This is a genomic window from Paenibacillus dokdonensis, from assembly GCF_004916975.1.
GTDB lineage: Bacteria > Bacillota > Bacilli > Paenibacillales > Paenibacillaceae > Paenibacillus_AQ > Paenibacillus_AQ dokdonensis.
The window spans coordinates 2,195,269-2,218,353 of sequence record NZ_STGQ01000001.1 but is presented as its reverse complement, the minus strand read 5'-3'; the positions used below and the strand labels follow the sequence as shown (position 1 = coordinate 2,218,353).

At 44.0% G+C, this 23,085-nt stretch carries 20 protein-coding genes; 7 read left to right on the top strand and 13 right to left on the bottom strand.

The window, feature by feature from the left end; all coding sequences use genetic code 11:
• Window positions 1-65: 65 nt before the first annotated feature.
• Window positions 66-431, bottom strand: coding sequence for an MmcQ/YjbR family DNA-binding protein (locus E6W40_RS10260; RefSeq protein WP_136605389.1), 366 nt, complete (start codon window positions 429-431; stop codon window positions 66-68).
• Between the two features lie 330 nt (window positions 432-761).
• Between E6W40_RS10260 and E6W40_RS10255 the strand changes: the two genes are divergently transcribed.
• The 6 genes from E6W40_RS10255 to E6W40_RS10230 all read left to right on the top strand — a co-directional run bounded on the left by E6W40_RS10255 (window position 762) and on the right by E6W40_RS10230 (window position 8,521).
• Complete coding sequence (locus E6W40_RS10255) at window positions 762-1,718, top strand: ABC transporter permease (protein WP_136605388.1); 957 nt, start codon at window positions 762-764, stop codon at window positions 1,716-1,718.
• 13 nt (window positions 1,719-1,731) lie between these two features.
• Window positions 1,732-2,661, top strand: coding sequence for a carbohydrate ABC transporter permease (locus E6W40_RS10250; protein ID WP_136605387.1), 930 nt, complete (start codon window positions 1,732-1,734; stop codon window positions 2,659-2,661).
• An 86-nt stretch (window positions 2,662-2,747) separates the two neighbouring features.
• Entirely contained in the window at window positions 2,748-4,268 is a 1,521-nt protein-coding gene (locus E6W40_RS10245) for an ABC transporter substrate-binding protein (RefSeq protein ID WP_136605386.1), read from the top strand.
• Between the two features lie 203 nt (window positions 4,269-4,471).
• Entirely contained in the window at window positions 4,472-6,235 is a 1,764-nt protein-coding gene (locus E6W40_RS10240; protein ID WP_136605385.1) for a sensor histidine kinase, read from the top strand.
• Window positions 6,210-6,971, top strand: coding sequence for a response regulator transcription factor (locus tag E6W40_RS10235; RefSeq protein WP_136605384.1), 762 nt, complete (start codon window positions 6,210-6,212; stop codon window positions 6,969-6,971). The genes E6W40_RS10240 and E6W40_RS10235 overlap by 26 nt, the downstream gene beginning before the upstream one ends.
• A gap of 29 nt (window positions 6,972-7,000) precedes the next feature.
• Window positions 7,001-8,521: an ABC transporter substrate-binding protein gene (locus E6W40_RS10230; RefSeq protein WP_136605383.1), complete on the top strand. Its 1,521-nt coding sequence runs from the start codon at window positions 7,001-7,003 to the stop codon at window positions 8,519-8,521.
• 277 nt (window positions 8,522-8,798) lie between these two features.
• Here the strand turns inward: E6W40_RS10230 and E6W40_RS10220 are convergent, their stop codons facing one another.
• Together E6W40_RS10220 and E6W40_RS10215 are read right to left on the bottom strand one after the other, a co-directional pair.
• The gene (locus E6W40_RS10220; protein ID WP_136605382.1) at window positions 8,799-9,107 is read right to left on the bottom strand and encodes a hypothetical protein; all 309 of its coding nucleotides are present in this window, start codon (window positions 9,105-9,107) and stop codon (window positions 8,799-8,801) included.
• A 281-nt stretch (window positions 9,108-9,388) separates the two neighbouring features.
• Window positions 9,389-9,814, bottom strand: coding sequence for a DnaJ family domain-containing protein (locus E6W40_RS10215; protein WP_136605381.1), 426 nt, complete (start codon window positions 9,812-9,814; stop codon window positions 9,389-9,391).
• A gap of 214 nt (window positions 9,815-10,028) precedes the next feature.
• On the opposite strand from E6W40_RS10215, the gene E6W40_RS10210 reads away from it, so the two are divergent.
• A complete protein-coding gene (locus E6W40_RS10210; RefSeq protein WP_136605380.1) occupies window positions 10,029-11,291 on the top strand; it encodes an FAD-binding protein in 1,263 nt (420 codons plus the stop codon).
• Between the two features lie 82 nt (window positions 11,292-11,373).
• Here the strand turns inward: E6W40_RS10210 and E6W40_RS10205 are convergent, their stop codons facing one another.
• From E6W40_RS10205 to E6W40_RS10155, 10 genes are all read right to left on the bottom strand, one after another.
• Complete coding sequence (locus E6W40_RS10205; protein ID WP_136605379.1) at window positions 11,374-13,218, bottom strand: Ig-like domain-containing protein; 1,845 nt, start codon at window positions 13,216-13,218, stop codon at window positions 11,374-11,376.
• A gap of 334 nt (window positions 13,219-13,552) precedes the next feature.
• Window positions 13,553-13,939 (bottom strand): RidA family protein, encoded by a 387-nt coding sequence (locus E6W40_RS10200; RefSeq protein WP_136605378.1) that lies wholly within the window; start codon window positions 13,937-13,939, stop codon window positions 13,553-13,555.
• A gap of 154 nt (window positions 13,940-14,093) precedes the next feature.
• Entirely contained in the window at window positions 14,094-15,620 is a 1,527-nt protein-coding gene (nhaC, locus tag E6W40_RS10195; protein ID WP_136605377.1) for a Na+/H+ antiporter NhaC, read from the bottom strand.
• 35 nt (window positions 15,621-15,655) lie between these two features.
• Window positions 15,656-16,831: a MalY/PatB family protein gene (locus E6W40_RS10190; RefSeq protein WP_136605376.1), complete on the bottom strand. Its 1,176-nt coding sequence runs from the start codon at window positions 16,829-16,831 to the stop codon at window positions 15,656-15,658.
• A 40-nt stretch (window positions 16,832-16,871) separates the two neighbouring features.
• Complete coding sequence (locus E6W40_RS10185; RefSeq protein ID WP_136605375.1) at window positions 16,872-17,543, bottom strand: helix-turn-helix transcriptional regulator; 672 nt, start codon at window positions 17,541-17,543, stop codon at window positions 16,872-16,874.
• Between the two features lie 335 nt (window positions 17,544-17,878).
• Window positions 17,879-18,472 carry a YdeI/OmpD-associated family protein gene (locus E6W40_RS10180; RefSeq protein WP_136605374.1) on the bottom strand — a complete coding sequence of 198 codons (594 nt, stop codon included), beginning with the start codon at window positions 18,470-18,472 and terminating at the stop codon, window positions 17,879-17,881.
• Window positions 18,473-18,495: 23 nt separating this feature from the next.
• Window positions 18,496-18,825, bottom strand: a complete 330-nt coding sequence (locus E6W40_RS10175; RefSeq protein WP_136605373.1) for an ArsR/SmtB family transcription factor — start codon at window positions 18,823-18,825, stop codon at window positions 18,496-18,498.
• A 128-nt stretch (window positions 18,826-18,953) separates the two neighbouring features.
• Window positions 18,954-19,934 (bottom strand): alpha/beta fold hydrolase, encoded by a 981-nt coding sequence (locus E6W40_RS10170; protein ID WP_136605372.1) that lies wholly within the window; start codon window positions 19,932-19,934, stop codon window positions 18,954-18,956.
• Between the two features lie 575 nt (window positions 19,935-20,509).
• Complete coding sequence (locus tag E6W40_RS10160; RefSeq protein WP_136606927.1) at window positions 20,510-21,703, bottom strand: transposase; 1,194 nt, start codon at window positions 21,701-21,703, stop codon at window positions 20,510-20,512.
• Between the two features lie 112 nt (window positions 21,704-21,815).
• On the bottom strand, window positions 21,816-23,021 hold the full coding sequence (locus E6W40_RS10155) for an alpha/beta hydrolase family protein (protein ID WP_246072948.1): 1,206 nt from the start codon (window positions 23,019-23,021) through the stop codon (window positions 21,816-21,818).
• Window positions 23,022-23,085 lie beyond the last annotated feature (64 nt).

Sequence of the window (23,085 nt, the reverse complement as noted above, 5' to 3'; positions counted from 1 at the left end):
TAAGACAGTTGTCCTTACTTTCTCGTTTGCTTTATAAATTGATCGATGAAATTCATCCTAAAGATTCATAGCTTTTGAATTCCCGTGAGAGATTCCCGGAGGCTCTTTGGAAGAGTTTTGACAACCGAATCATAAGAATGGTCAATCATGATAAAGACATCAGACTCCGGCAAGGAACCATTGATGATAATTGTATTCCAGTGTTTTTTGTTCATGTGGTATCCCGGTCGAACGGCCTCATGCTGCTCTCTTAGATTTTCCGCAATTACCGGGTCGCATTTTAAGTTTAAGAGCCATTGATCCGCTTTGTCCTGAAAAATAAGCGCGAACATTTTACCCGCAATTTTGATCACTAAAGGATCAGGTCCAAAGGGATACTCTTTCGTAGCTCCCTTCTTCTGTAAACAGTATTCGATGATATTGTTCTTCAATTCAGTACCTCTCCTTCACCAATGACAACAAATTCCTCATCGCATTTGTATCCTTATTATAACTGAATGCAGCAGCTTGAACATTCACTTAAAATGTGGTCACTTTTGGATTAATAAGCATTAAGCCTGGCATAGACGCGACGGCATGAATAGGTGCTGATCTATCATTCGGTAGGCGTGACTGCATATTTAGTAAACTTTATATTTCGAATCTAACGTTTGTTGACTATAGTATCAAGTTTGTTATCTAGAAGCACCCGATCCTTCTCTTATACAATGAACTTAAGCGAGTGCAATACAATCGAGAAAACACCGGAAGGAGTGACAGACATGAGCTCTAAAACCGAACAACAAGATAAACGAAAGCGCTTACGAAACCGTTGGCGCAAACAGGATACGGAACTAACCCTCTTGGCATTGCCGACGACGATTTGGTACATATTGTTTTGCTTCCTGCCTATGTTCGGGATCATTATTGCCTTCAAAAACTTCAGGATTAGCGGCGGCTTCTTGAGCAATGTATTTAACAGTCCGTGGGTAGGCTTCAAAAATTTCGAGTTCTTGTTCAAGTCGAATGACGCTTGGATCATTATTCGAAATACCATTGGATACAATATTATTTTTATCGTTTCAGGCATTGTGCTGCCCGTTCTATTCGCTATTATGATCGGATTACTTCACAGCCGCAAAGCAAGTAAAGTCTATCAGACGATGATGTTCCTCCCCTATTTCCTATCTTGGGTTGTCGTATCTGCTGTAGGCTGGGCGTTCCTAAGCTTTGATAAAGGAATTGTCAATCAAATGCTCGTCAGTATGGGCAGTGATCCTGTTAACTGGTACATGGCGCCGGAATACTGGCCGTATCTTCTGGTTTTCTTGAATATCTGGAAAGGCCTGGGCTATGGTATGGTCATCTATCTGGCAACGATCACAAGCCTTGACAGCACTTATTATGAAGCAGCTGTAATTGATGGCGCTTCCATTTGGCAGCAGACGAGATTTATTACATTGCCAATGCTTAAGCTAGTTATCGTCATGATGTTCATTTTGGCAGTAGGACGCATATTCTACACCGATTTTGGCTTGTTCTATCAGGTCACACGAGATTCCAATTCTCTGTTCAACGTTTCTACCACCATCGATGTCATGGTGTATAAACAACTGAAAACCGCTACAGTCGGTATGGCATCTGCTGCCGCATTCGTACAGTCCGTTCTGGGTTGTGCAACGATTTTAACCGCTAACTGGATTGTTCGCAAAATTGATCCAGATAGCGCGATGATGTAAGGAGGTAAGGGCGATGGCAACGAGAACGGCTTACGAAACGGGCCTTGAGAAATTTAATCGCACAAACAAATTCGTGAACATCTTATTCAACCTGATTTTTATCATCTTGGCGCTGATCTGTGTCATACCTGTCGTTGTTGTTCTATCCATTTCTTTTTCCAGTGAAGCATCCATACGTGAGACAGGATATCATCTGTTGCCTGTTGCTTTGTCAGGTGAAGCTTACACCTATATTGTCAAGCAGGGAGCGATGATTCTGCGGGCGCTCGGTGTATCCGCACTTGTTACAGTGGCTGGTACTGTGCTCGGTGTATTTCTTACCACCTCCATGGGCTATGTACTTTCTCGTCCAGCATACAAACTTAAAGGTTTTCTGACCTGGGTGGTATTTATCCCAATGGTATTCAATGGCGGTTTGGTATCCAGTTACTTCATTAATACAAATTTATTGGGACTAAAGGACAGCATCTGGTCACTTATTCTACCGCTCGCTGTATCATCGTTCAACGTTATCATTTGTAAAACTTTCTTTAAAAGTACGATTCCCGATGGGCTGATTGAATCTGCTGAAATTGATGGCGCGAGCCAGTTGCGAATCTTTTTCTCAATCATCCTGCCGATTTCCTTGCCGGTCATTGCAACCATAGGGCTGTTTCTCTGCTTCGCTTATTGGAATGACTGGTTCCAATCGATGCTATATATCGATAACCAGAACCTGTATTCATTGCAAGCACTACTTAACAGCTTGATGAGCAATGTAGATGCGCTCGCCAAGAATGCCGCAAGTATGGGCGTCAGCTACGCAGTACTCGTCGCAACGATGCCGAAGGAATCTGCCCGGATGGCTGTAGCCATTCTAATTGTTCTGCCTGTAGCTTTCGCCTACCCTTTCTTCCAGAAATACTTTATTTCTGGACTAACGATCGGCGCGGTCAAAGGATGATGACGAAATAAGCCAAGGAAACTTGGTTTATGATAGATCACTGTACAACTCTTACGGTGATATAACTTCAATAAGGGGGAAATGGAATGAAGAAATCTTTTAAGTTCATCTCTACGCTCTGTGCTCTAACATTGGTAACTACGTTAGCGGCCTGTGGCGGCTCGAAGTCTGGATCTGCAACAGATGGATCTACAACAGACGGTTCTACAACAGATGGATCTACGAAGACAACAGACACATCAAAGGACACCACAACAGCCAGTAAGGATATTCCGACTTTAGTCTGGTGGACCATCGGGGGCCAGGTGCCTAATAACTTCAGTAAAGCTATTGATGCCATGAATGCATACACAGCTGAGAAGATTGGTGTGAAAATTGACATCAAGGTAGCCAGCTGGGGTGAATGGGACACAAAAATAAACACCATTGTGAATACTGGCGAACCATTCGACATTATGTTTACGAACAGCGGTAAATACAGTAAACAAGTGGCTATGGGCGCTCTCGCCGATATCACCGATCTGGTTCAAAGTGAAACACCTGACTTATACAAAGTGATTCCTGAAAAGGTATGGGAAGGTACTAAGATTGGCGGCAAGTATTATTCCGTTCCTACTTATAAGGATTCAGCACTAACGCAGTATTGGGTATACGATGATAAATATGTGCAAAAGTACAATATTGATATCAACAATATCAAAACACTACAGGATCTTGATAAGCCTCTGCACGCCATGAAGGCTGAAGGCAAGAGCTTCTATCCATTGCCAATGACGCAAGGTGAAGGCTTGAACGGTTTCTTAAACGAGTATGACGATTTAACACTGGGCTTCCCTCCGGTTGGCGTCAAAGCTGACGATGCATCACGCACGGTTGTCTCTGTGCTCGAGCAGCCCGATGTGATGGCTAATCTGAAGCTCTTGCATCAATGGTATAAAGATGGCATCATCAACCCAGATGCTCCGACGAAAACAGAGAACGACAAAGGAAGAGCCTTCTTTGCAGCACAGGCATTCCCTGGAGCAGAAGTAGGCTGGCAAATCAATGATGCTGTTCAGAAGTATGATATGGTTCAGCATTATGGACCTATTTATTCAACGAGTACGATCCAAGGCTCCCTAAACGCAATTTCGGCGAATTCAAAATATAAGAAAGAAGCTTTGAAGTACCTCGAATTAGTCAACACAGATCCAAAACTGCGCAATATGTTGGCATTCGGTGAGTTAGGCGTAGACTATAAAAATGTCGATGGTGAAAAGGTTATTGAGCGTACTTCCGATACTTGGCCGCTGGCTGCCTACACACAAGGTACATTCTTTAATCTAGCGGTTACAAAAGGAGCTCCTGAAGATCAATGGGAACAGGTTAAAAAGCTGAATGATGCAGCAACCTCTTCTACTGTCCTTGGCTTTGCACTAGACATCAGCAATCTTCAGACAGAAGTGGCCAATTGCCAAGCTGTATGGGATAAGTACAAATATGAACTCATCACAGGAGCATCCGATCCGGAGAAAATGGTTCCGAAGATTACAGCTGAGTTAAAGTCTGCTGGTATGGACGCGATCATGAAAGCCGCTCAAGAGCAAATTAATAATTATTTCAAGTAAGATTACATTCATGCGCATCCCTTATTGAGACATTCTGTAAGGGATGCTTTTTCCTTGCTTCTCCTTGATTCCATCTGGAATACAGGCGAAGTGTTTTCTCTTTCTTTCGTTCAATTTATATATCTATGAAGCTTCGCTTAATCATGTTAAAGTGGTATGGTAAATGCTTACTTTAAGGCTACCTACTGCAATTGAGGTGTCGTATGAGCTCTTTTTTACAAATCAAAATTTATCGTCACAAGTTTATTGCTTATGTCATCTTCGTTTTGACCATTGGAATCGCACTTGGCATTTTAACCTGTGCAATGCTGCTGAATCAATGGGTTGGTGATGCCCGTATAGAGGCAACCAATGCTTTCGCCGGTGTAGAGAATGAGCTGCAGTATGATGCCGACCGAATTGAGGCTTACATGCAGCGTATATATTCCAATCACAGTCTGATGGATGATGTTCGGAGCTATTCAAGCAGCAGTGTTGAAGGCTACTTAACCAGCAGACTGCAAAACAGTCAATTCTCACAACCTCTGGTATCCTTCCCGGAGGATATTAAAACCTATCTGTACAGCTGGGCGCAAGGTGAAATTACGCAGATTAGCCTGCATACCAACCAATACGGCAATGTCGTACGCTTCACTGATAACGGAAATACGAGCTTCATGTTTGGTCTTCCAAATACAGATGAAGCTTTTCACGATACCCTATTAAAAGGATTCGTATATCGCAAGAAACTATCGGAACCAACATTAGGCTCACAGGAATTCGGAGAGCTGCGTTTCTTGGTCAGCAGTGATCAAATCTTTAAATCCATACAAACTTATCGATTTGGCAAGGCTGCTGCAGTCAGTGCTTCCGGCGACATATACCTTATCGGTAATGAACAGGACCAAGACTTGAAGGAACTGTCCCGTATGGCGGCGGCGAATGGACACAGTCACGGTTTTATTTCAAAGGGTCTTTTTAAGCATATATTTTTTGTCACCTTCCCCTCCACCAAGTTTAATTTCAAGTTCGTTAGCATCGTTGATTTATCTATGCTGATTCGTCAGCATGCCAGGATGCTGCTCACCATCTTTCTGATCATAATTACAACCATGATTAGCGTACTACTGCTCATTGTGTACAACATGCGTGATGATGCCCGCTTTCTGCACCGCATTATTCAATCGATCGGACGCGTGAAAACAGCCAATTTTACACCTAATCGCCCTGCTCGTTATCGACGCAATGAATACGGCATGATCGCGAGGGAATTAGACGATATGATACAGCAATTAGATAAGCATATTCGTAACGAGTATTTGCTTAAGCTAAAACAGCAAGAAACTGAAATGAAAGCGCTTCAACACCAGATTAATCCTCATTTTCTGTACAATACATTAGAGGTTATCCGCTCCACTGCTCTTGTTAACCAGGACAGGGATACCGCTGATGCCATTGCTACCTTGGGTGCGCTCTATCGTGAAATTGTCAAAAAAGAGAATATTATTTCGATTGCCAGTGAGCTGGAATTGCTGCAAAAGTACCTGGAGATTATGGAGTTTAAGTATCCAGAGCGTTTTTATTATCAAGTCAATGTCGAGCCGGCGTTACTCTCGATCCCTACCGTAAAATTCTGGATGCAGCCTTTGGCTGAGAATTTTTTCATCCATGGTTTTATCGCCAGTAAAGAGTTGAACCTGTATGTCGTTAATGGCTGGGAAGCTGAAGACCATTATGTATTGGAATTCGTGGATAATGGGCGTGGTATTCATGAGGAACGCTTAAATACCGTTCGAAGCACCCTCTCGAGCCATGATGATACTTCTTCCAAGAGTATCGGTCTACACAACGTAAACACCCGTCTTCATTTCTTCTATGGGAACAGCTATTCTATAGAAATTGAAAATAATGAGGAAGCTGGAGTCAAGATTTCTGTACGGATATCAAAAGAGGTGATTGAACATGTACAAGCTGATGATTGTGGATGACGAACCTCAGATTTTGGAGGGGATGAAGCGAATCCTGGACTGGAAACAATACGGCTTCGGCCGGATCGATACCTGCGAGTCTACGCAGGAGGCCATATCCAAGATCATAGACCTTATGCCGGATGTCGCCATTTTTGATGTTTGCATTGGCAAGAATCTTGGGTACGAAGCGATCTGCAGACTCAATGAACTTCAAATTCCTACGAAATATGTTATTATGAGCGGCTATAGTGAATTCAAGTATGCCCAAGAAGCCATCCGCTGTGGAGTCAAAGACTATCTGCTCAAGCCTGTAGAACGTCCGAAGCTACAGCAAGTTATTGAGAAGATTATTGTTGAAGATCTGGGTGGTACGATAGGCAATAAGGGCAGCGAGCGTTTGAACAAGGATCCGGTACTGGATGTCAGCTATGATAGCCTATCCAAGCTAGTCAACCGTATTCTGCTTATGATCAAGACGGAGCATGCTCAGAATATTACCTTAAAATCAGTGGCAGAGCGCTTTCAAATGAACAGTACCTACCTTGGGCAATTATTTCTTAAGGAAACCGAAATGAAATTTTCAGAATACCTCATGGCTTACCGTATGCTGCTCGCACAAGAAAGAATTCAATCGACAGATGAGAAGATTTCTTATATCGCACTATCTGTTGGATATAACAATCTCAATTATTTTTATACACATTTTCAAAGCTTTTTCGGAAAATCCCCCTCTGATCTGCGGGGAAAAGGTTAACAACGAACTCGGCGGAAAGGAGGATATTGATGCAAAAGCGCACTAGACACAGATATATCTTCATGACAATCAGCCTCATCCTGCTGCTCACAATAAATATGACTGGCTGTTCCCGGCAGCCTAGCAAAAATAACTACGATAAATTTGGTGGCGACCCCGTCAATCTGATTTATTACACGATTGGAGAGCCCGACAAAGATCTGCAGCTCGTAAATGATAAGATCAATGAAATCATGGCTCCTAAAATTGGTGTAACGATCACCTATATCAAGGTAGGCTGGCAAGAGTATGAAGATCGGCTGAACACGCTTATATCCGCAGGAAGCCCTTTCGATATTGCTTTTGCACCCAATTATGCAGCCACCGCAATGCGCGGAGCATGGCTGAAACTTGATGATTACCTTACGAGTCTGGGCAAGGATTTATATGACAACATTGACCCGACTTTTTGGCAAGGGGTACGAATGAACGATGGAGGCATTTACGGTGTACCGACCAATAAAGAGCTGGCCGTACGTGATCATTGGATGTATCCTGCTTCAATAATAAAAAAGCACAATATCGACATTACCAAATACAACACTCTGGAATCACTTGAACCGTTGCTCCGGATGATTAGAAAGGAAGAGCCGTCATACATACCCATGGAATTGGATCAGGATTCACAAAATTTCTTCGCTCTTTATGGCTATGAATATGTTGTGAACAATAAAGTTCCCTTGATGGTGAAATCTCTGGACCCGAGCGCTAAGGTCGTGAATATCTTCGAAACAAAGGAAGCACGGCAGGTATTAGACACGTTACGTCGTTATTATAAGGAGGGCTTCATTAACAAGGATGCAGCGCTACGGGAGCCTGGCGGACTTAAGCGTGGGGCTAAAGTGTTCTGGAAATCCTCAGGTGGCGGCCCGCTCTCGGAGACGACTTGGAGTAAGGATCGCGGCTACAAGGTTGTATCGAATCCCGTAACCCCCACCGTCGTTACCACGGAATCCGTCCGTGGAGGCATCATGGCTGTTAATGCCAACACCAAGCATCCCGTTGAGTGTATTAAGTTTCTGAATCTACTCAATACCGACCCTGAAATACGAAACTTATTTAATTACGGTATTGAAGGAGTCCACTACACGCTGGATGAACATGGGCAAGTAGCCCCCATTCCTAGCAAAGACAGCCACGGTGAACCGATCCCGGATGCGCCAGCCAGCTATGCAGGAGTACAATACACTCAGGGTAACTGGTTTATACTGAAAACCATGGGCGGTGATAATCCGGAACCTCTCGATAAATGGAATCAATTCCGTAAATACAACGCAGAAGTAATCAAGTCCTCCGTGCTCGGTTTTACTCCTGATCTCTCCAAGTTGACCGCCCAAACCGATAACATCGAAATGATTTGGAAGAAATACTATCCCAGCCTCATGACTGGCTCAGTCGATGTTGACACAATCCTCCCCAAATTTAATGAGGAGCTAAAGCAAGCAGGCATCGACGAGATACGGCAAGAAGTGCAAAAGCAGCTGGATGCGTGGCTTGGCGCAAAGAGGTAAACGCTATAGCAGGCAGCCGCTTTCCTGACTAAGCAAAAGTCCCGCAATCACGAAATTGATTGCGGGACTTTTGTGTTCTTTTGTGGATTTCTATCCATGGCCATAATAATCTAATATTCCAAACTTGGTCGTTTACTCATTTCTCATCATTTTCATCCACGAAGAAACTCCGAATATACAATTCCTGTTGTTTGATCATATAATCCGAAGCTTTTCTCATCATCTCGGCAAAGAGTAGGCTTTCTTCCTCCCCTAAATGCTTAACGAGACCAACGTTTTACCCTTCAACCACATCTGCCCGCAAATCTGTTGCAATTTCAATCATTTTGGGAACTATAGCTTCGCTGGAAATGGCTACATATAAATCTCCTGAATAAAGCCGGAAAGGAATTTCAATGCCCCCTTGCTTCCACATAAAAAAATCCCCATCGATGGACATCGTGCTCTCGGTTCCTTTAACTGTAAAAACCTGTGAATAGGAAAAATCGGGTTTGGATGCAAAGTATTGTTTGCACTCATCCAAAGAAATGGCTTGCTCTGCATTGTCTTCTTGCATCGAACGTGTTATACGAAAACGCTGATTCATGGATATGCCTCCAAATTTTTATAATTCTGATATGTGACAATTTTTCACTCAACTATCGTTCTCCTACAAAACAATATTTTCTCATTCCCTGAATACACTGTCAAAATCCATTTTTGTCAGAGGCCGAAGACGACTTCATTAAGTCACAAAAAAAAGTATTTCCTTTTACGGGAGATACTTCTTTTAATTAAAATGCAACAGCTATGTCTATCGCTCTTAGGCCTATAAATCGACTTTGTTCATTAAACCACTGCACTTGGCGAATAGATTTAATAACCGGGCTAAGCCCATTTATCGTAGGCTGTGTGAAGATTCATGCCGGATACCAGACCTTTTTGCAAAAGCGGGTTCGGAACCAGTCTGTTATATTTCCGGATTTTTTGATTGATGGGCTCCAGCTCAGCTTCCATAAGTGGGTTCAGGCCTGAACGTTCGGTAATCCGCTTTAAGTCGGCAGCAATCTCTTTTCTAAGTTCAATCCATGCAGGCTGGTAGTTGGCGTTTCTCATGATCCCGGTGAGAACATCCCCATCCTCTATCTTTATCGGCTTTCCCTTTCCGGGCAAATCGTCAAAGCCGCCATTTAAGGCAAACTCGTCAACGGCTGACTCCAAAAGCCTACCGCTGGTCGACATCCGGTTCTTTTCTTTTTTGTTATTTTGAGTATCTTCCGGCGCTGCTTCCTTTTGGTTATCGTTCAAATCCATACAAGTCACCTCTCCTTAAAAACGGATATTGATCCATTTTATGAAAAATGCACAAGTTACAGCTTCATTGTAGCATAAGCCTCTCACACCGCTGCTGCTCAAATTTGAATATTTTCCAAATGATAAAAGAGTTACGGCAGGGTTGAGACTCTGTCCCTGCCCCTGCTATCATGTATATATATATGAATATTCAAAGTGAAGGAGGAGTGAGAAGATGAATCAAAATCACAATTGGGCAGGCAACTACAAGTACAGCACCTCGGAGCTCCATATCCCTGAGACCTTGGAACAAGTGAGAGAGATTGTGGCTCGGAGCCGCCGGATCAAGGTGTTAGGCACAAGGCATTCGTTCAATGGAATCGCTGACAGTTCGGAAATGCAGCTATCACTGGAAAAGCTGAACCGGGTAATCGCACTGGATCGCGAGAATCATAGGGTAACTGTTGAAGGCGGAATCCGCTACGGGGATCTGTGCCGTTATCTAAACGATCAAGGCTATGCGCTTCATAACCTGGCATCGCTGCCACATATTACAGTTGCCGGCGCATGCGCAACCGCAACGCATGGCTCCGGCGTGCGGAATGCCAATCTGGCTGCAGCAGTTCATTCCATGGAGATCGTTAGGGCGGACGGAGACATGATGCACTTCTCGCGAGATCATGAAGAAGGAGTCAACGGAGCGGCTGTCGGGCTGGGGGGCCTTGGCGTCGTCACGAAGATCACGCTCGATATCATTCCAGCATTCGAGATGAGTCAGTACGTCTACGAAAATCTGCCTTTGGAGAACCTGGAGGAGCATTTCGATGAAATCACCTCCGCCGCCTACAGCGTCAGCCTGTTCACGGACTGGAAGGAATCCCGCTTCAACCAAGTCTGGCTGAAGCATCGAATGGTGGACGGCATCAGCGTCGGGATGGGACCGGAATTTTTCGGCGCTACGAGGGCGCCAAGAAATGTTCATCCCGTGCCCGGTTATACAGCGGAAAACTGCAGCGAACAGATGGGGATCCCTGGACCTTGGTTCGAGCGGCTTCCTCATTTCCGGATGGAGTTCACCCCAAGCGCCGGAGAGGAGCTGCAAAGCGAGTATTTTGTGCCTCGACAAGTCGCTTACCAAGCCTTATGTGCGATCGATGAGCTGCGGGAGCATATTTCCCCTCTCCTTTATGTATCCGAGGTTCGCATGATTGCAGAGGATGAACTATGGATGAGTCCTTGCTATAAGCAGGATTCGGTTGCGATACATTTCACCTGGAAGCCCTACTGGCAAGCCGTGCAGCAAGTGCTGCCCATGATCGAAGAGCGTCTCTCTCCCTTTGCTGCTTGTCCGCATTGGGCCAAACTGTTCACCATGCCGCCCGCCCAATTGCAAGCGCTTTACAAACGTCTGCCCGATTTCCGAAAACTTCTCCTTCACTGTGATCCGGAAGGTAAGTTTAGAAACCAGTTTTTGAATACGTATCTTATGGCGGATTGATCTATTCATACACAAAAAGCCGCCATTTCGGCGGCTTCTTAAGCTTATCTTCCTCGGTTGCGTGACAATGAACGAAGCTGCCTTATTCTGTCGTTACACTATGTTCAGAATTTTCCATGCTCGGCTGCATTTTTTCTTGAGGAAAAGCTGTACGGACCACCTGCACATCGGCAGAAATGCGGCTTCCTTTGTATTGCGCATAAATTCGGGTCACTCCCAGCTTATGACCAATCAGGTTTCCTTCCTCATCCACCTCTGCTATGTCCGGATGATTACTGGTAAAGGTCGTAAGCTTCGTGATATCCGATTCCGTATTCGTTTTATAGTCATACAGTGTGACCTTCAGATCGAGCATTGAACCTTCCAAAATGGAGTATTCGCCCGAATCAAGCTTGATATAACCGGACACCGGATCGAATTCATCTGTATCCTTAGGCAGCACCGTAATGTTGAGCCTTGAAGTAAACCCTTCAAATGTTGCTTCGACGTACGTTTCTCCCGGCTCGTTCCCCGAAATCCGGCCTAATGCGTCGATGGTTGCAACGGCACTGTCACCCGAAACGTACACTCCGGCACTGGATAAATCTTCTTTGCTTCCGTCGGAATATACGGCTTGAAGCACGGTGGCGGCGCTTGTGCCTGCTTTTAATCTTTTTTCTTTGTCCGTAAACGAAATGCCTGTCAGAGCACGCTCGGCAGGGGTTCCTTCAGCCGGAGGCGACAGCTTCATCACTTGGAATTTATGTGTATCTCCCCGCGTAACGGTTCCAGGGAAAATAAATCCCCCGTCTGGCGTTCCTGCCGCCTTACCGACATAGGTGATCGGAGGACCTTTAAATAAATCCCGGCTAATCACCCCTCCATTAACATTGACACTTAATACGCCGTACTGCGTTTTCGATTCATTCAGACTATTTCTGGAATTATGTCCGCCTAACATGGCATAGCCGTCCTTTGTGCGCACCAGACGATTATACATTTCGGAATTCTCGCCGTCGGAGTAAGTTTTTTCCCATTGCACTTGTCCTTCAAGGTCGAGTTTGGTGAGTAACACCAAATTTTTGTCATCCATTTTTTTTCGGCTTAAGACCACATATCCGCCATCTTCCGCAGCCACAATTGAATGGGCAGTCCACCTGCTTTTCGGATCGACAAACTGTTTCGACCATAGTTCTTTGCCCTGATCGTCGAGCTTCAGGATCAGCATGGCATCATAGTCTTTGGATTCATACTCCGCCAATCCTGCATGACCGATAGCGATATATCCGCCGTCGTTCGCGGGAATCAGATCGGTGAAAAAGTCGCTTCCCGTGAATGGGTATTTGTTATACCATACCTCGTTGCCGTTCGCATCGATTTTCAAAATATAAGCTTGTTCATATGCAACCCAGCTAACAATTCCCCTTCCGGCAATCAAAAAACTGCCGTCGTCCGTTTCTATTACAGATACCGGGGTGCTGTCTATCGCAGCGTCCTCCTTAGTCTTGTCCCATAATACATTGCCCGAGGAATCCAATCTGATCATATAAAGCTCATCTTTGGATTCGCCTTCAGACCTTGACGATCCCAAGACGAGGTAACCTCCGTCTTTCGTCTCCTTCGCCAGGTAAGCCGTATTACTCGAATAGCTATGGGCGAGCTTTTGTTCCCACTTGACCTGACCTTTAGCATTCAGCTTCAAAACATAGGCCTTTTGAAACGAATCATCTCCGTCTTTGTCTCCACCCCTCACATTCCCCGTGGCTAAATAGCCGCCGTCGGAAGTAGAGATCACGCCCTCCCCGGAAGAAATGCTTCCGTAATCCCTGGTCCATTCGACGACAGATTGCGTTCCATCCGCAGAAGCTTTGTCAAATCCCACACCACAATACATCAATAGCGAAGCGGTCATGCATACAGTCAGCATTTTCGATAAAAATCTACCCACAAGCACACTCCTTTCAACACCCGGTTATTTTAGTCGTGAAAATTTGTCAAAATCCTTAATCCCATTCATTATCCATTTGATCCCATTTCATTTCTATCCAACAAATTTCTCAATTCCTTGTTACAATGGTATGATTTGTCATCTGATACTTTAGACGAATACACCGATATCTGATTTGGGCAAGCGACTACAAGTATAGTGCTTTGGAACTCCGTTGAGAACAGTGGATACCCATGCAAAAAAGAGCCGTCCAGAAAATCGTTATCAACGTTTTCTTGGGACGGCTCTTTTTATTTACCTATTTTCTTTTGGAGGGGAATATTACTTCAAGATGTTAAGCTTTCACGGCGATAACCTCGATCTCCACAAGCCCGCCCTTTGGCAGCTTGGCTACCTGTACCGCGCTTCGTGCCGGATATGGCTCTTCAAAGAATGTTGCATACACTTCATTAACCTTCTGGAAGTCATTCATATCCTGCAAAAACACCGTCGTTTTTATAATATGATTCATGCTAAAGTTTGCAGATTCTAGAATCGCCTTCACATTGAGCAGTGAGCGCTGAGTCTGCTCTTCCACCGAAGCTGGAAACTCGCCGGTTGTATCCATTCCGAGCTGTCCGGAAGTGATCAGCATATTTCCGAGCTGAACCGCTTGGGAATATGGGCCGATCGCTCCAGGAGCTTCGGTTGTTGCAATAGTTTGTCTCTCTTGTGTTGTCATGGTTTCTCTCTCCTTGTTCGCGCTGGATAAACGCTTATATAGTTATTGTCATTGCAAAAATCCGGTCAGCGATGCGACTAGGAAGACATTTCAACATTCAGGCAGCCGTAACCCGAATTTTTGCAAATACCTTCTTGAGCATATCAATGCGTCGTTAATTGGCTTGCGCTGCTTTTGCAGCTGCGGTTGGCTTCTGGTTCATTTCTCCTCCACCCTGTCCGTCATACTCTTTTAGCATTTCCTCTTGCTGCTCCGGTGTCAGCTTGGCGATCCCAAATCCGGTAAAGCCCCAGATCGTAGCGAAAATAATTCCTGTCCAGCACAGCATTGCCCATGGCAAATATGCAAGCGTTGCGACGCCCAGGGTACCGGCCATATATGCACCTGCTGCAGTCCAAGGCAGGATCGGTTCTGTTATCGCTGCGGAGTCTTCGACCGTCCGCCCGAGATTCTTCGGATGCAATCCCCGACGGATATACGCCTCACGCAGCATTTCTCCAGGCATCAGAATCGAAACCTGACCGTTGCTTGTGACGCCAATCATCGTTAAACCGGTTACAATTGTCGCCACGATCAGCGAACCTGTGGAGTGTACATGCTTCAGGATTTTGTTCACAATCAGCTCGAGCGATTTCGTGAGCGAAATCGTGCCCGCAAACGTGATAGCACTGAAACAGATTAACAGTGTTCCCATCATGGAGTTCATTCCACCGCGGTTCAGAAGCTTCGGCACATCCGGAATGACCGCAGCCGGATCAAATCCCTTCACGGGAACCATCGTGATGTCGAATCCGTTCAGTACAGAACTTACGACATCATGCAGAGAGAAACCTTGGAATATCAGTGCATTGGCCATCGCAAAGGCTGAGGACAGCAGCATGACCGGTAGTGTTGGTTTTTTTCGGATCGAGCCGTATAACACGATGAGTATCGGAACAATAAGCAGTAAATTCCAATGGTAAATCGTGCTTAAGGTATCCATGATGGTACCCACTTTTTCAGGAACACCCACGCCGGATGCATGCGTGTTCAGACCGGTAATCACATAGACAATTCCGGCTACGATAAACGAAGGCAGTGTCGTATACAGCAAATGTCCAATATGCTCATACAGATTCACTCCGGTAGACAGAGAGGCAATATTCGTTGTATCCGACAGCGGTGATAGTTTGTCACCGAAATAGGCACCGGCTACAACCGCACCTGCAACGGCTGCCAGATTCGCATCCAAGCCGGCGCCGACGCCCATAAACGCGACCCCGATCGTGCCCGCCGATCCCCATGATGTACCTGTACAGACCGATACGACCGATGTCACCAAAAATGCGGTAATTAACAAAAACTGCGGGTTAATAATTTTGAGCCCGTAATAAATCATCATCGGAATCGTACCGCCCACCATCCATGCGCCGATCATGAATCCTACGGTAATCAGGATCAGAATGGCCGGCATCGTTTTGGCGATTTTTTGGGCAATGGAATTCAATATATCATTGTAGCTGTGGCCCAGTTTAACCGCAATGATTCCTGCGACAACCGTTGACGCAATAATAAGCGGTTCAGGTGGTAGCTCGAACATCACATATCCTAAGCACAGCAGCACGACCATCGTAATAATCGGAAGTAAAGCCAAAAACAGCGTTGGTTCCTTGATGTTTTTTCCCTTGTTTGGCTCAGTCATCGTTGTATTCCCCCTGGGATAAAATGAATTGCTGACTACTTCTGGTATAAAGGATAGTGATCTGCCATACGCTGAAGCGCTACCTGAAGAAGAGGCCTTGGAGCAGCAACGTTCAGGCGAATAAAGCCCTCACCGTACACCCCGAAGGAGGTTCCGTAGCTCACACTTACCCTGCTCTTTTCTTGAATCCATTCAATTAAACCGCTTTCATCACTGCTGCAGGCTGTGCAATCCACCCACAATAAATAGGTTCCTTCAGGCTGAATAACTTTGAGTTCAGGCATCTGCGCCTTTATAAAATCCATCGTATAAGCAATATTGTCCGAAATATAAGCGCGAAGCTCGTCCAGCCATTCATCGCTTGCCGTATAGGCCACTTCCAAGGCCGGTACCGAGAAAAAGGTTGGGTTATGAATGCCTGCCTGCTGCAATCCTTCCTTAAAGATTTCCCGCAGCTGCATGTTAGGAATGATAATGTTGGCAATTTCCAAACTTGCGAGATTAAAGGTTTTTCCTGGAGAAGTACAGATAATCGAACGGTCTGCCACCTCATCCGATAGCTTGGCAATCACGGTATGTTCATGACCTGCATGGATGAAATCTGCATGAATATCGTCGGATACGATAAGCGCATCATATTTTATACACAACTCACTGATCCGCTTCAGCTCATCGATCGTCCATACCCTTCCCGTCGGGTTATGCGGGGAGACCAACATGACCATTTTTACACCCTCACTCATCTGTCGCTCCATGTCTTCAAAATCGATCTCATACCTCCCGCTCACGAGCTGCAGCGGACTCTCCACTAGCTGTCTGTCATTTAGCGAAACCGCCTTCGCAACAGGCTGATAGGCCGGGGTATGGACTAAAATACGGTCTCCTTTCTCCGTCAATTTCTGAATAATAACCGACACGGCCTGTACGATCCGCGGGCAAAATACGATCCATTCCTGCGGCACTTGCCAATCGTAGGCTTTGGACAGCCACCCTTGTACAGCATCGAAATATGGCGGGAACGGATCCGTATAACCGTATATTCCGTGTTCTGCCATCTCCGTTACCCGCTCCACCACGACCGGTGGCGCTGGCAAATCCATGTCGGCTACCGAAAGTGCGATCATATCCCTTCCCAGGGACCGGGCCATTCCGTCCCACTTCGCGCTATTCGTGCCGAATCTGCTGATGATTTGGTCAAAATTATATTTCATGATGTCACCTTCCCTTGATCGTACGTATACATGATCGTGATTATTTCAGCTTTTGCAAATAGCGGTACACCGTAGGCTCTGATATCGATAATGAAGCTGCCACCTGAGATACGCCGCCTTTCAGCAAAAATACGCCCTGCTCGTTCAAATCTCGCACTAGCTCAATTTTCTCTTGTGAGGATAGCCGGTCAGCAGGAATTGTTATTTTGCTGAGTACCGATGTGATCATATGCTGAAGCAAATCATCCGCGTTTCCCTGTAAATATTCCTTGGCCTGCTTGTCCTCCTGCGGCGCCTCAATCGAGGATGGCGGTAGCAGAGATTCTCCCTGCAAAATATGCTGAATCCACTCCGCAGCGACCTCCATATGGGTAATGTCAATGTTCAGGCACATCAGTCCCACCAGCTCATGCTCGTCATTTTTTATAAAAAAGGTGGATGATCTGAAGCTTTGACCCAGTTTGCCCGAAGCCTTGTAATTGGCAATAAACTGCTCTTCCCGATATGCTTCCGCTTTCAACAGTTTAAGAACCAGATCGGTGGAGGCATCTCCAACCTTGCGCCCGCTGATGTGACCGTTTTCAATAAAAATAATCGATCTTTCTGGATCACTGATATCATGCACAACCACTTCACACTTAGGTCCAATAATGGCTGCAATAAATGAAGCAATCGGGAAAAACTTCTCAAGAAACTGCTGGTTTCCGTTCATGGATAATATCTGTCTCCTTCCCTGCCTGCTTTATGTGTTTTTTAATTATCGTTATAATAATTTATTATCGTAATAAAATTATATTACATTGATAAAGCGGTTTCAATCCCTAATTTGCAAATTTTTATTGGCAATTCCGGATCTGCTCCGATTTTCCTGATAGGAACAAGGTTTACAGCCTCTTTTTAACGAACAAAAAACTTCTTCTCGGGTAACGATAGGAAAGTAAGGATTCACAACGATAAGGAAATTCCAATACTAAAAAGCCCAACTTCTCCGTAAATGAATAGGGAAATTGAGCTTTTTCATTACTATTATAAAATTCTTCATTTAATCTAATCATTTAATCCTTTTCCACCCAGAATTTTCGGCATGCATTTTTCTACCCTTGACTCCCTGGTTTTGGATTGCTTGGGTCCAGAAAAATGAAGAAGGTATGCTCTTTGCCGTCCGGGTGTCAACGCTTCAAAGGCAGTTTTCAAGGCAGGGATTTCATCTAATTTAATTTGAAATTCTTCAGCAATTATGAATTCTGTATTCTTTTTGAAATTAACTTCCAAACCAGCCTTTTCAACTTCAATGGCATCATATATATAGGCCTTCAAAATAGTTTCCATTTCAATGATTTCTTGAACATTTGTGAACCTAATTTGACGCGCCGCCTGTACATTCTCCGTTTGTTGAATTAGAATCCGATGGGTATCCTGTAACAAGGCACCTTTGTTAAACAGAATCGCACAATATTCTTTAAATCCATGTATTAAAACGATGTTTTTATTGTCAAACGTGTAGCAAGGATGCATCCACTTAAATTCTTCTGTCAGCTCACAATCAAGAACGATATTTCTCAGCTTCTCATACTCTTTCTTCCACTTTTTGGATTTGTTTATATATTCATCAACCTTAGGATTCAATCGACTAGTAGTCATCAAGCACACCCTTCTTCTTCGTATTAATACTGTGTTTTCAAAACATTTTTAGAGTTCTCCCCAATTCTCTCTTTCCAGAATCCTTCGTAAAATGATACCCAATCTTGAATTTCTTGGAGTGGGGCGGCATTCAACCGATACCTCGTTTCTCTACCAACCCTTCGAGCAATGACAAGATCAGCATCTTTAAGGATAGCCAAGTGCTTAGAAACTGCAGTACGACCCATTTGAAAATGAACCGTTATTTCATATAGGGGTAATTCCTCAACATCTGCCAACATTTGAAGTAATTTCCGCCTTGTTGGATCGGCAACAGCGTCATAAACATCCCTTACTTGGCTTTTTTCGTTCATAATCCCCCCCACCTTTTCATCAATATTTCCTGTAATACAAACGAGTAAACTTCATACTAACCTAATAAGACACCTTTTGTTGTCTAAATGAGTGTAGGACACCGAACGATGACATGTCAAGTGAACGATTATTTTATTTCTTTCATAAATCCCATAAAGTTTTCAGCGATTTCTTTATATTTCGTATGATGTAAATAATGCTCTCCTTCCATTGTTATTACTTTTCCATGCACAGAATTTTTGACTTGCTCTTCATGCAGTGGTATCCATCCTTCAGTCTCTGTATCATTCGCTTGTAAAAAGAAAATAACAGGAAGATTTTTAGGGAAAGTTAAATTTTGAGCTGCTTTAAAATTATGATTAAAATTTTCTCCTTCATTCAAGATGTTGGGATTAAACATGTTTTTGAGAGAAAGGATTCTTATCTGTTCTTTTGTTTCATCATCAACTATTGGTGTAACAAGTTGGTCAGGGCTTAGTTTCATTAGCAATCTGAAGAAACCTGAGTTTTTGAGTAGTTTATAAGTTTCTGTCGGAAATTCATCATCCGTACCGCCTTGCGTTGGAACACTGCTATCGATTCCGACAAATGCACTTACTTCGTTTGGATACTTGTTCACATAATCGAGTCCGTAAATGCCTGAAATGGAATGGGCCATTAGAATATATCGGTCAATATTAAGACTCTGAAGCGCTTCATGAGTCTCACTCACAATATTTTCTATGCTCCGTTCTTTTTCGGTTACATCACTTAATCCATAACCAAAAGGCTCAATCACGACGACTTTATAAAATGGAGATAGCTCTTCCACTAGCGGCTTATAATCAAGGGCAGGTGCTGCTGTTCCATAACCAGGTAGTAGCACGACGGTCTCTTCGCCATTTCCTTGAATCAACACATTCATATTTTTCCCGTCTACTGATACATGCTGACCATAGGGCTCTATTCTCTTTTGCTCCGAGAGGTTACTGATCACATTAACGGAATAAACAATGCCTAGAAAAAGAACAATGACTATCACAATTGCTCCTATGGTTTTAAGCAAAATATTGCGTGCTTTCTTTAATTTCGTTCCATTCTTCGTTTTCATTTCCTCTGTTTGTGTCACTCTCATCTTCTCCTGTCTTTATCTGTTTATTGGACTATCTTAAACCGCCGTAATAAAAAGCTTATACGACGAATATGTACTCCCAATGGCGGCAATATGAACGGAGCATGAATATGTAAAAAAAATGCTACGGCGTCATTTGCAATGAAGCTTGCACATGACGCCGTAGCAAGTCACTCTACGCGGTTAAAGGTCTTCCGGATTTATAAATTTTACCTCTGGATACATGTCGTTCGGACCCTGAATCAGATTTCCACCCGTTCCTTTCAGTTGCTTATTAAAGAAATCGAGTACATTTTGATTTACGATGCTTGATCCTCTTTTACCATTTATATCTCCTGTTATCCCAGTCAGTTTAATCAACTCAGAATAGAATTGAAGGTCCGTGAAATTGAAGTGCTGGGTTCCTTCTATATAAATCGCATTTCCCCCCTGATTGATAACATTTTTAATAGAGCATTTTGCATAATTCCGTTTTTGTTAGAAAGGCAGCAAAATCTAATTGCATCCGGGGAATTGTAGTGGCTCAATTCTAAAAATGGGCAGACCTGCAGAATTTCAGCGTTTGCAAATTTTTAAGCTGCGTTTTGGTTCTTTCTAGTGGTAGCAGAAAGAGCGGATACAAGCAGGACGATGGCATTCAGATACTGGTGAGTCGTTACTTTCTGAATGCCCCAGACATGCATGTCATCTGCAGTAAGATAGGTTTTCATTCTGGAGTTGCATCGTTCCACGCTGGTACGTTCGTTGTAAAGCTCCTTCCAGCGTTTGGTATCCCGATGCGGGCTGCTAGATCGCCGAAGATCGTCCTTTGCATCTACTTTGACGACCATGCCATAGTTGGAAGGCGAACAGGCGGACATTCCTAACGGGCAATCAACTTTACCCGTGGCGTGAGGACATCGGAACTTCAAGTAATCACCGTCAGCACCCCAATAAGTCATCGCGAATCCCATCGAGCAACAAGGCGTTCCGTTTGATGTCATCCCAGCAGGAGGTTCTTTCTCTCCTCGGGGGTTGAGGGGAATAATGGCTTGCGCCTTCACGTTTCGAGCGGCTTCGTAAACTTTCATTTGGTCGTAGCCCGCATCGAGCATAAAGAATCGCGCCTTTGTTTTGACAGCCGCCTTTTCAATCAAACCCGGTGCCATTTCCCCGTCATTGACATGCGCTGGCGTGACTTCCAGTGCGAGCGGCAATTCGCTTTTTGTATCCACAGCCAAATGGAGCTTGTAACCGAACCAAGTCACCTTGTTTCCGAAGGAGTCAAATTTCGCACCCCAATTCGCATTGCCGGTCTGCTCGCTTTTTCGTTTGGGCTGCTTCTTTTCGAAAGCATGGATGGCGGCGCTATCGATTGCAACGTGGCTGCCATCAATAATGCCGTCTTGCTGACAGCGTTTGACCAGATCTTCGAAGAGTTGCTTAGCCAGGTTTTTCTTAGTCAGCTCGCTGAAGACTCGGCTTAACGTCGAGATGGAAGGGACTTCGCGATCTAGCGGAAGTCCACACTGATAGCGAAATCGAAGATCGGTATCCAAACGATGATGCAAGCCCGTAAAAGTTTGAATATGCTCAAGTGGTGCGGCTAAGAGTGCACGTAAAATCCCTTCTCTACAATGACCATCAGCACCTCGGGGTGAACAACTTCTCAGTTGTTTGGCGTAAGGACGAAGATCCAAGACGCCAAAGAAGATTGGCAATCGATCTTTTGAATTCATTTTTAGCATATCTTCAAAGGAAAATAGACTTTCTTGTAGAATATACAAGGTGACTTCCTCCGTTCTTGGGGTTTTTGGTTTGGTCACCGAAAAACTTCTCCAAGTTGGGGTGAAGTCCCTTTTTTATGCTTAGAAATCCTTGTGTATCAAGGGATCAAGTTTATGCAAAACACTCAATAATGTGCAGCTCATCTGAAAGTTGTTTAGTTATTTCATTATCCGAATCTTTATTATTTTTAAAATCTACTAACCAGTCTTTAAAACTTCCCGATCTTATGAACATAAACGGCTTGTTTATAACATCTCTATTTTCCACTTCAAATAGTGACCCGTCCATATTGATCCCGGCCTTGATTCTATGATCTAAATAAGTTGTATTAAACGCCGTTGCACCTCCAAAAGAATGCCCCATCACGCCTAGGTTGTTTAAATCTATTTTCCCTTTAAATTGACTTTCGATTGTACCTGAATTCAGCTTTTCAATTTGATTGATTACAAACTCTACGTCTCTCGTCCATATATTCCCAATTCTTTCACGATCATCTATTGTTGTTATCTTTGTTTTATAGTCCGCTACATGACCATCCGGAAAAATGGTAGCAAAGGTGCTATACGTATGATCGATTGTGACCACGATAAACCCATGACTGGCAAGATTCTCAGCTTGTGATGCATGTAGAACTCTACTGGTTCCCATACCATGAGATAGCAGTACCAAGGGATATGGACTTGTAGAAGGTAATATTTCTACATTTTCATAAGAGTTGGTTTTACTATACTTCCAGTAATCGAACACAAAATCGGGAAGGTTTAAAGATTTAGCGTATGTCTGAATATACTTTTTGAACATTTCTTTATCTTTTGGAAAAAGCGCTTCACGCTTGTTGTTATTCTTATTTTCAGTAGGGTACCAAACTTGAACCATTAGCTCCCTCTTGTCACTTTGATCTTCAGTTAAGACTTCATCTCGGTTTTGATCCGTAAAATGAAATGTTTGCGTACCCACTTTCTCTGGACCATCAGGCTTAGGCAAATGAAAGACAGGCAAGTATACAGACAAGCTGGTAGAAACAACAAGTAGAATGACGATGATGGAAGATAAAATATATTTCAATATCTTCCCTAATTTTATATCTAGCATCTTTCTTGAATGTCTGAATAACACGATGAGTAGGAGTAGAGCCGTCATGATATATACCAAAAGCAACTGCCATCTGTATCCCTCAACCAACAATTGAACTACGAATATAACGCTGCTTCCTATACTCAGAAGCACTCCTGTTTTCTGTGCGCTTCTTTTAATAAACAATAAATCGAGTAGTAAAGCCAAACAGGATAGAACTAAAAGTATTTCAAATAATCTCATTTGTATCCCCCTCTTCCATCAATAGGACTGTAGAAAACCGTCCAAAGGGACGGCTTTCCATTTG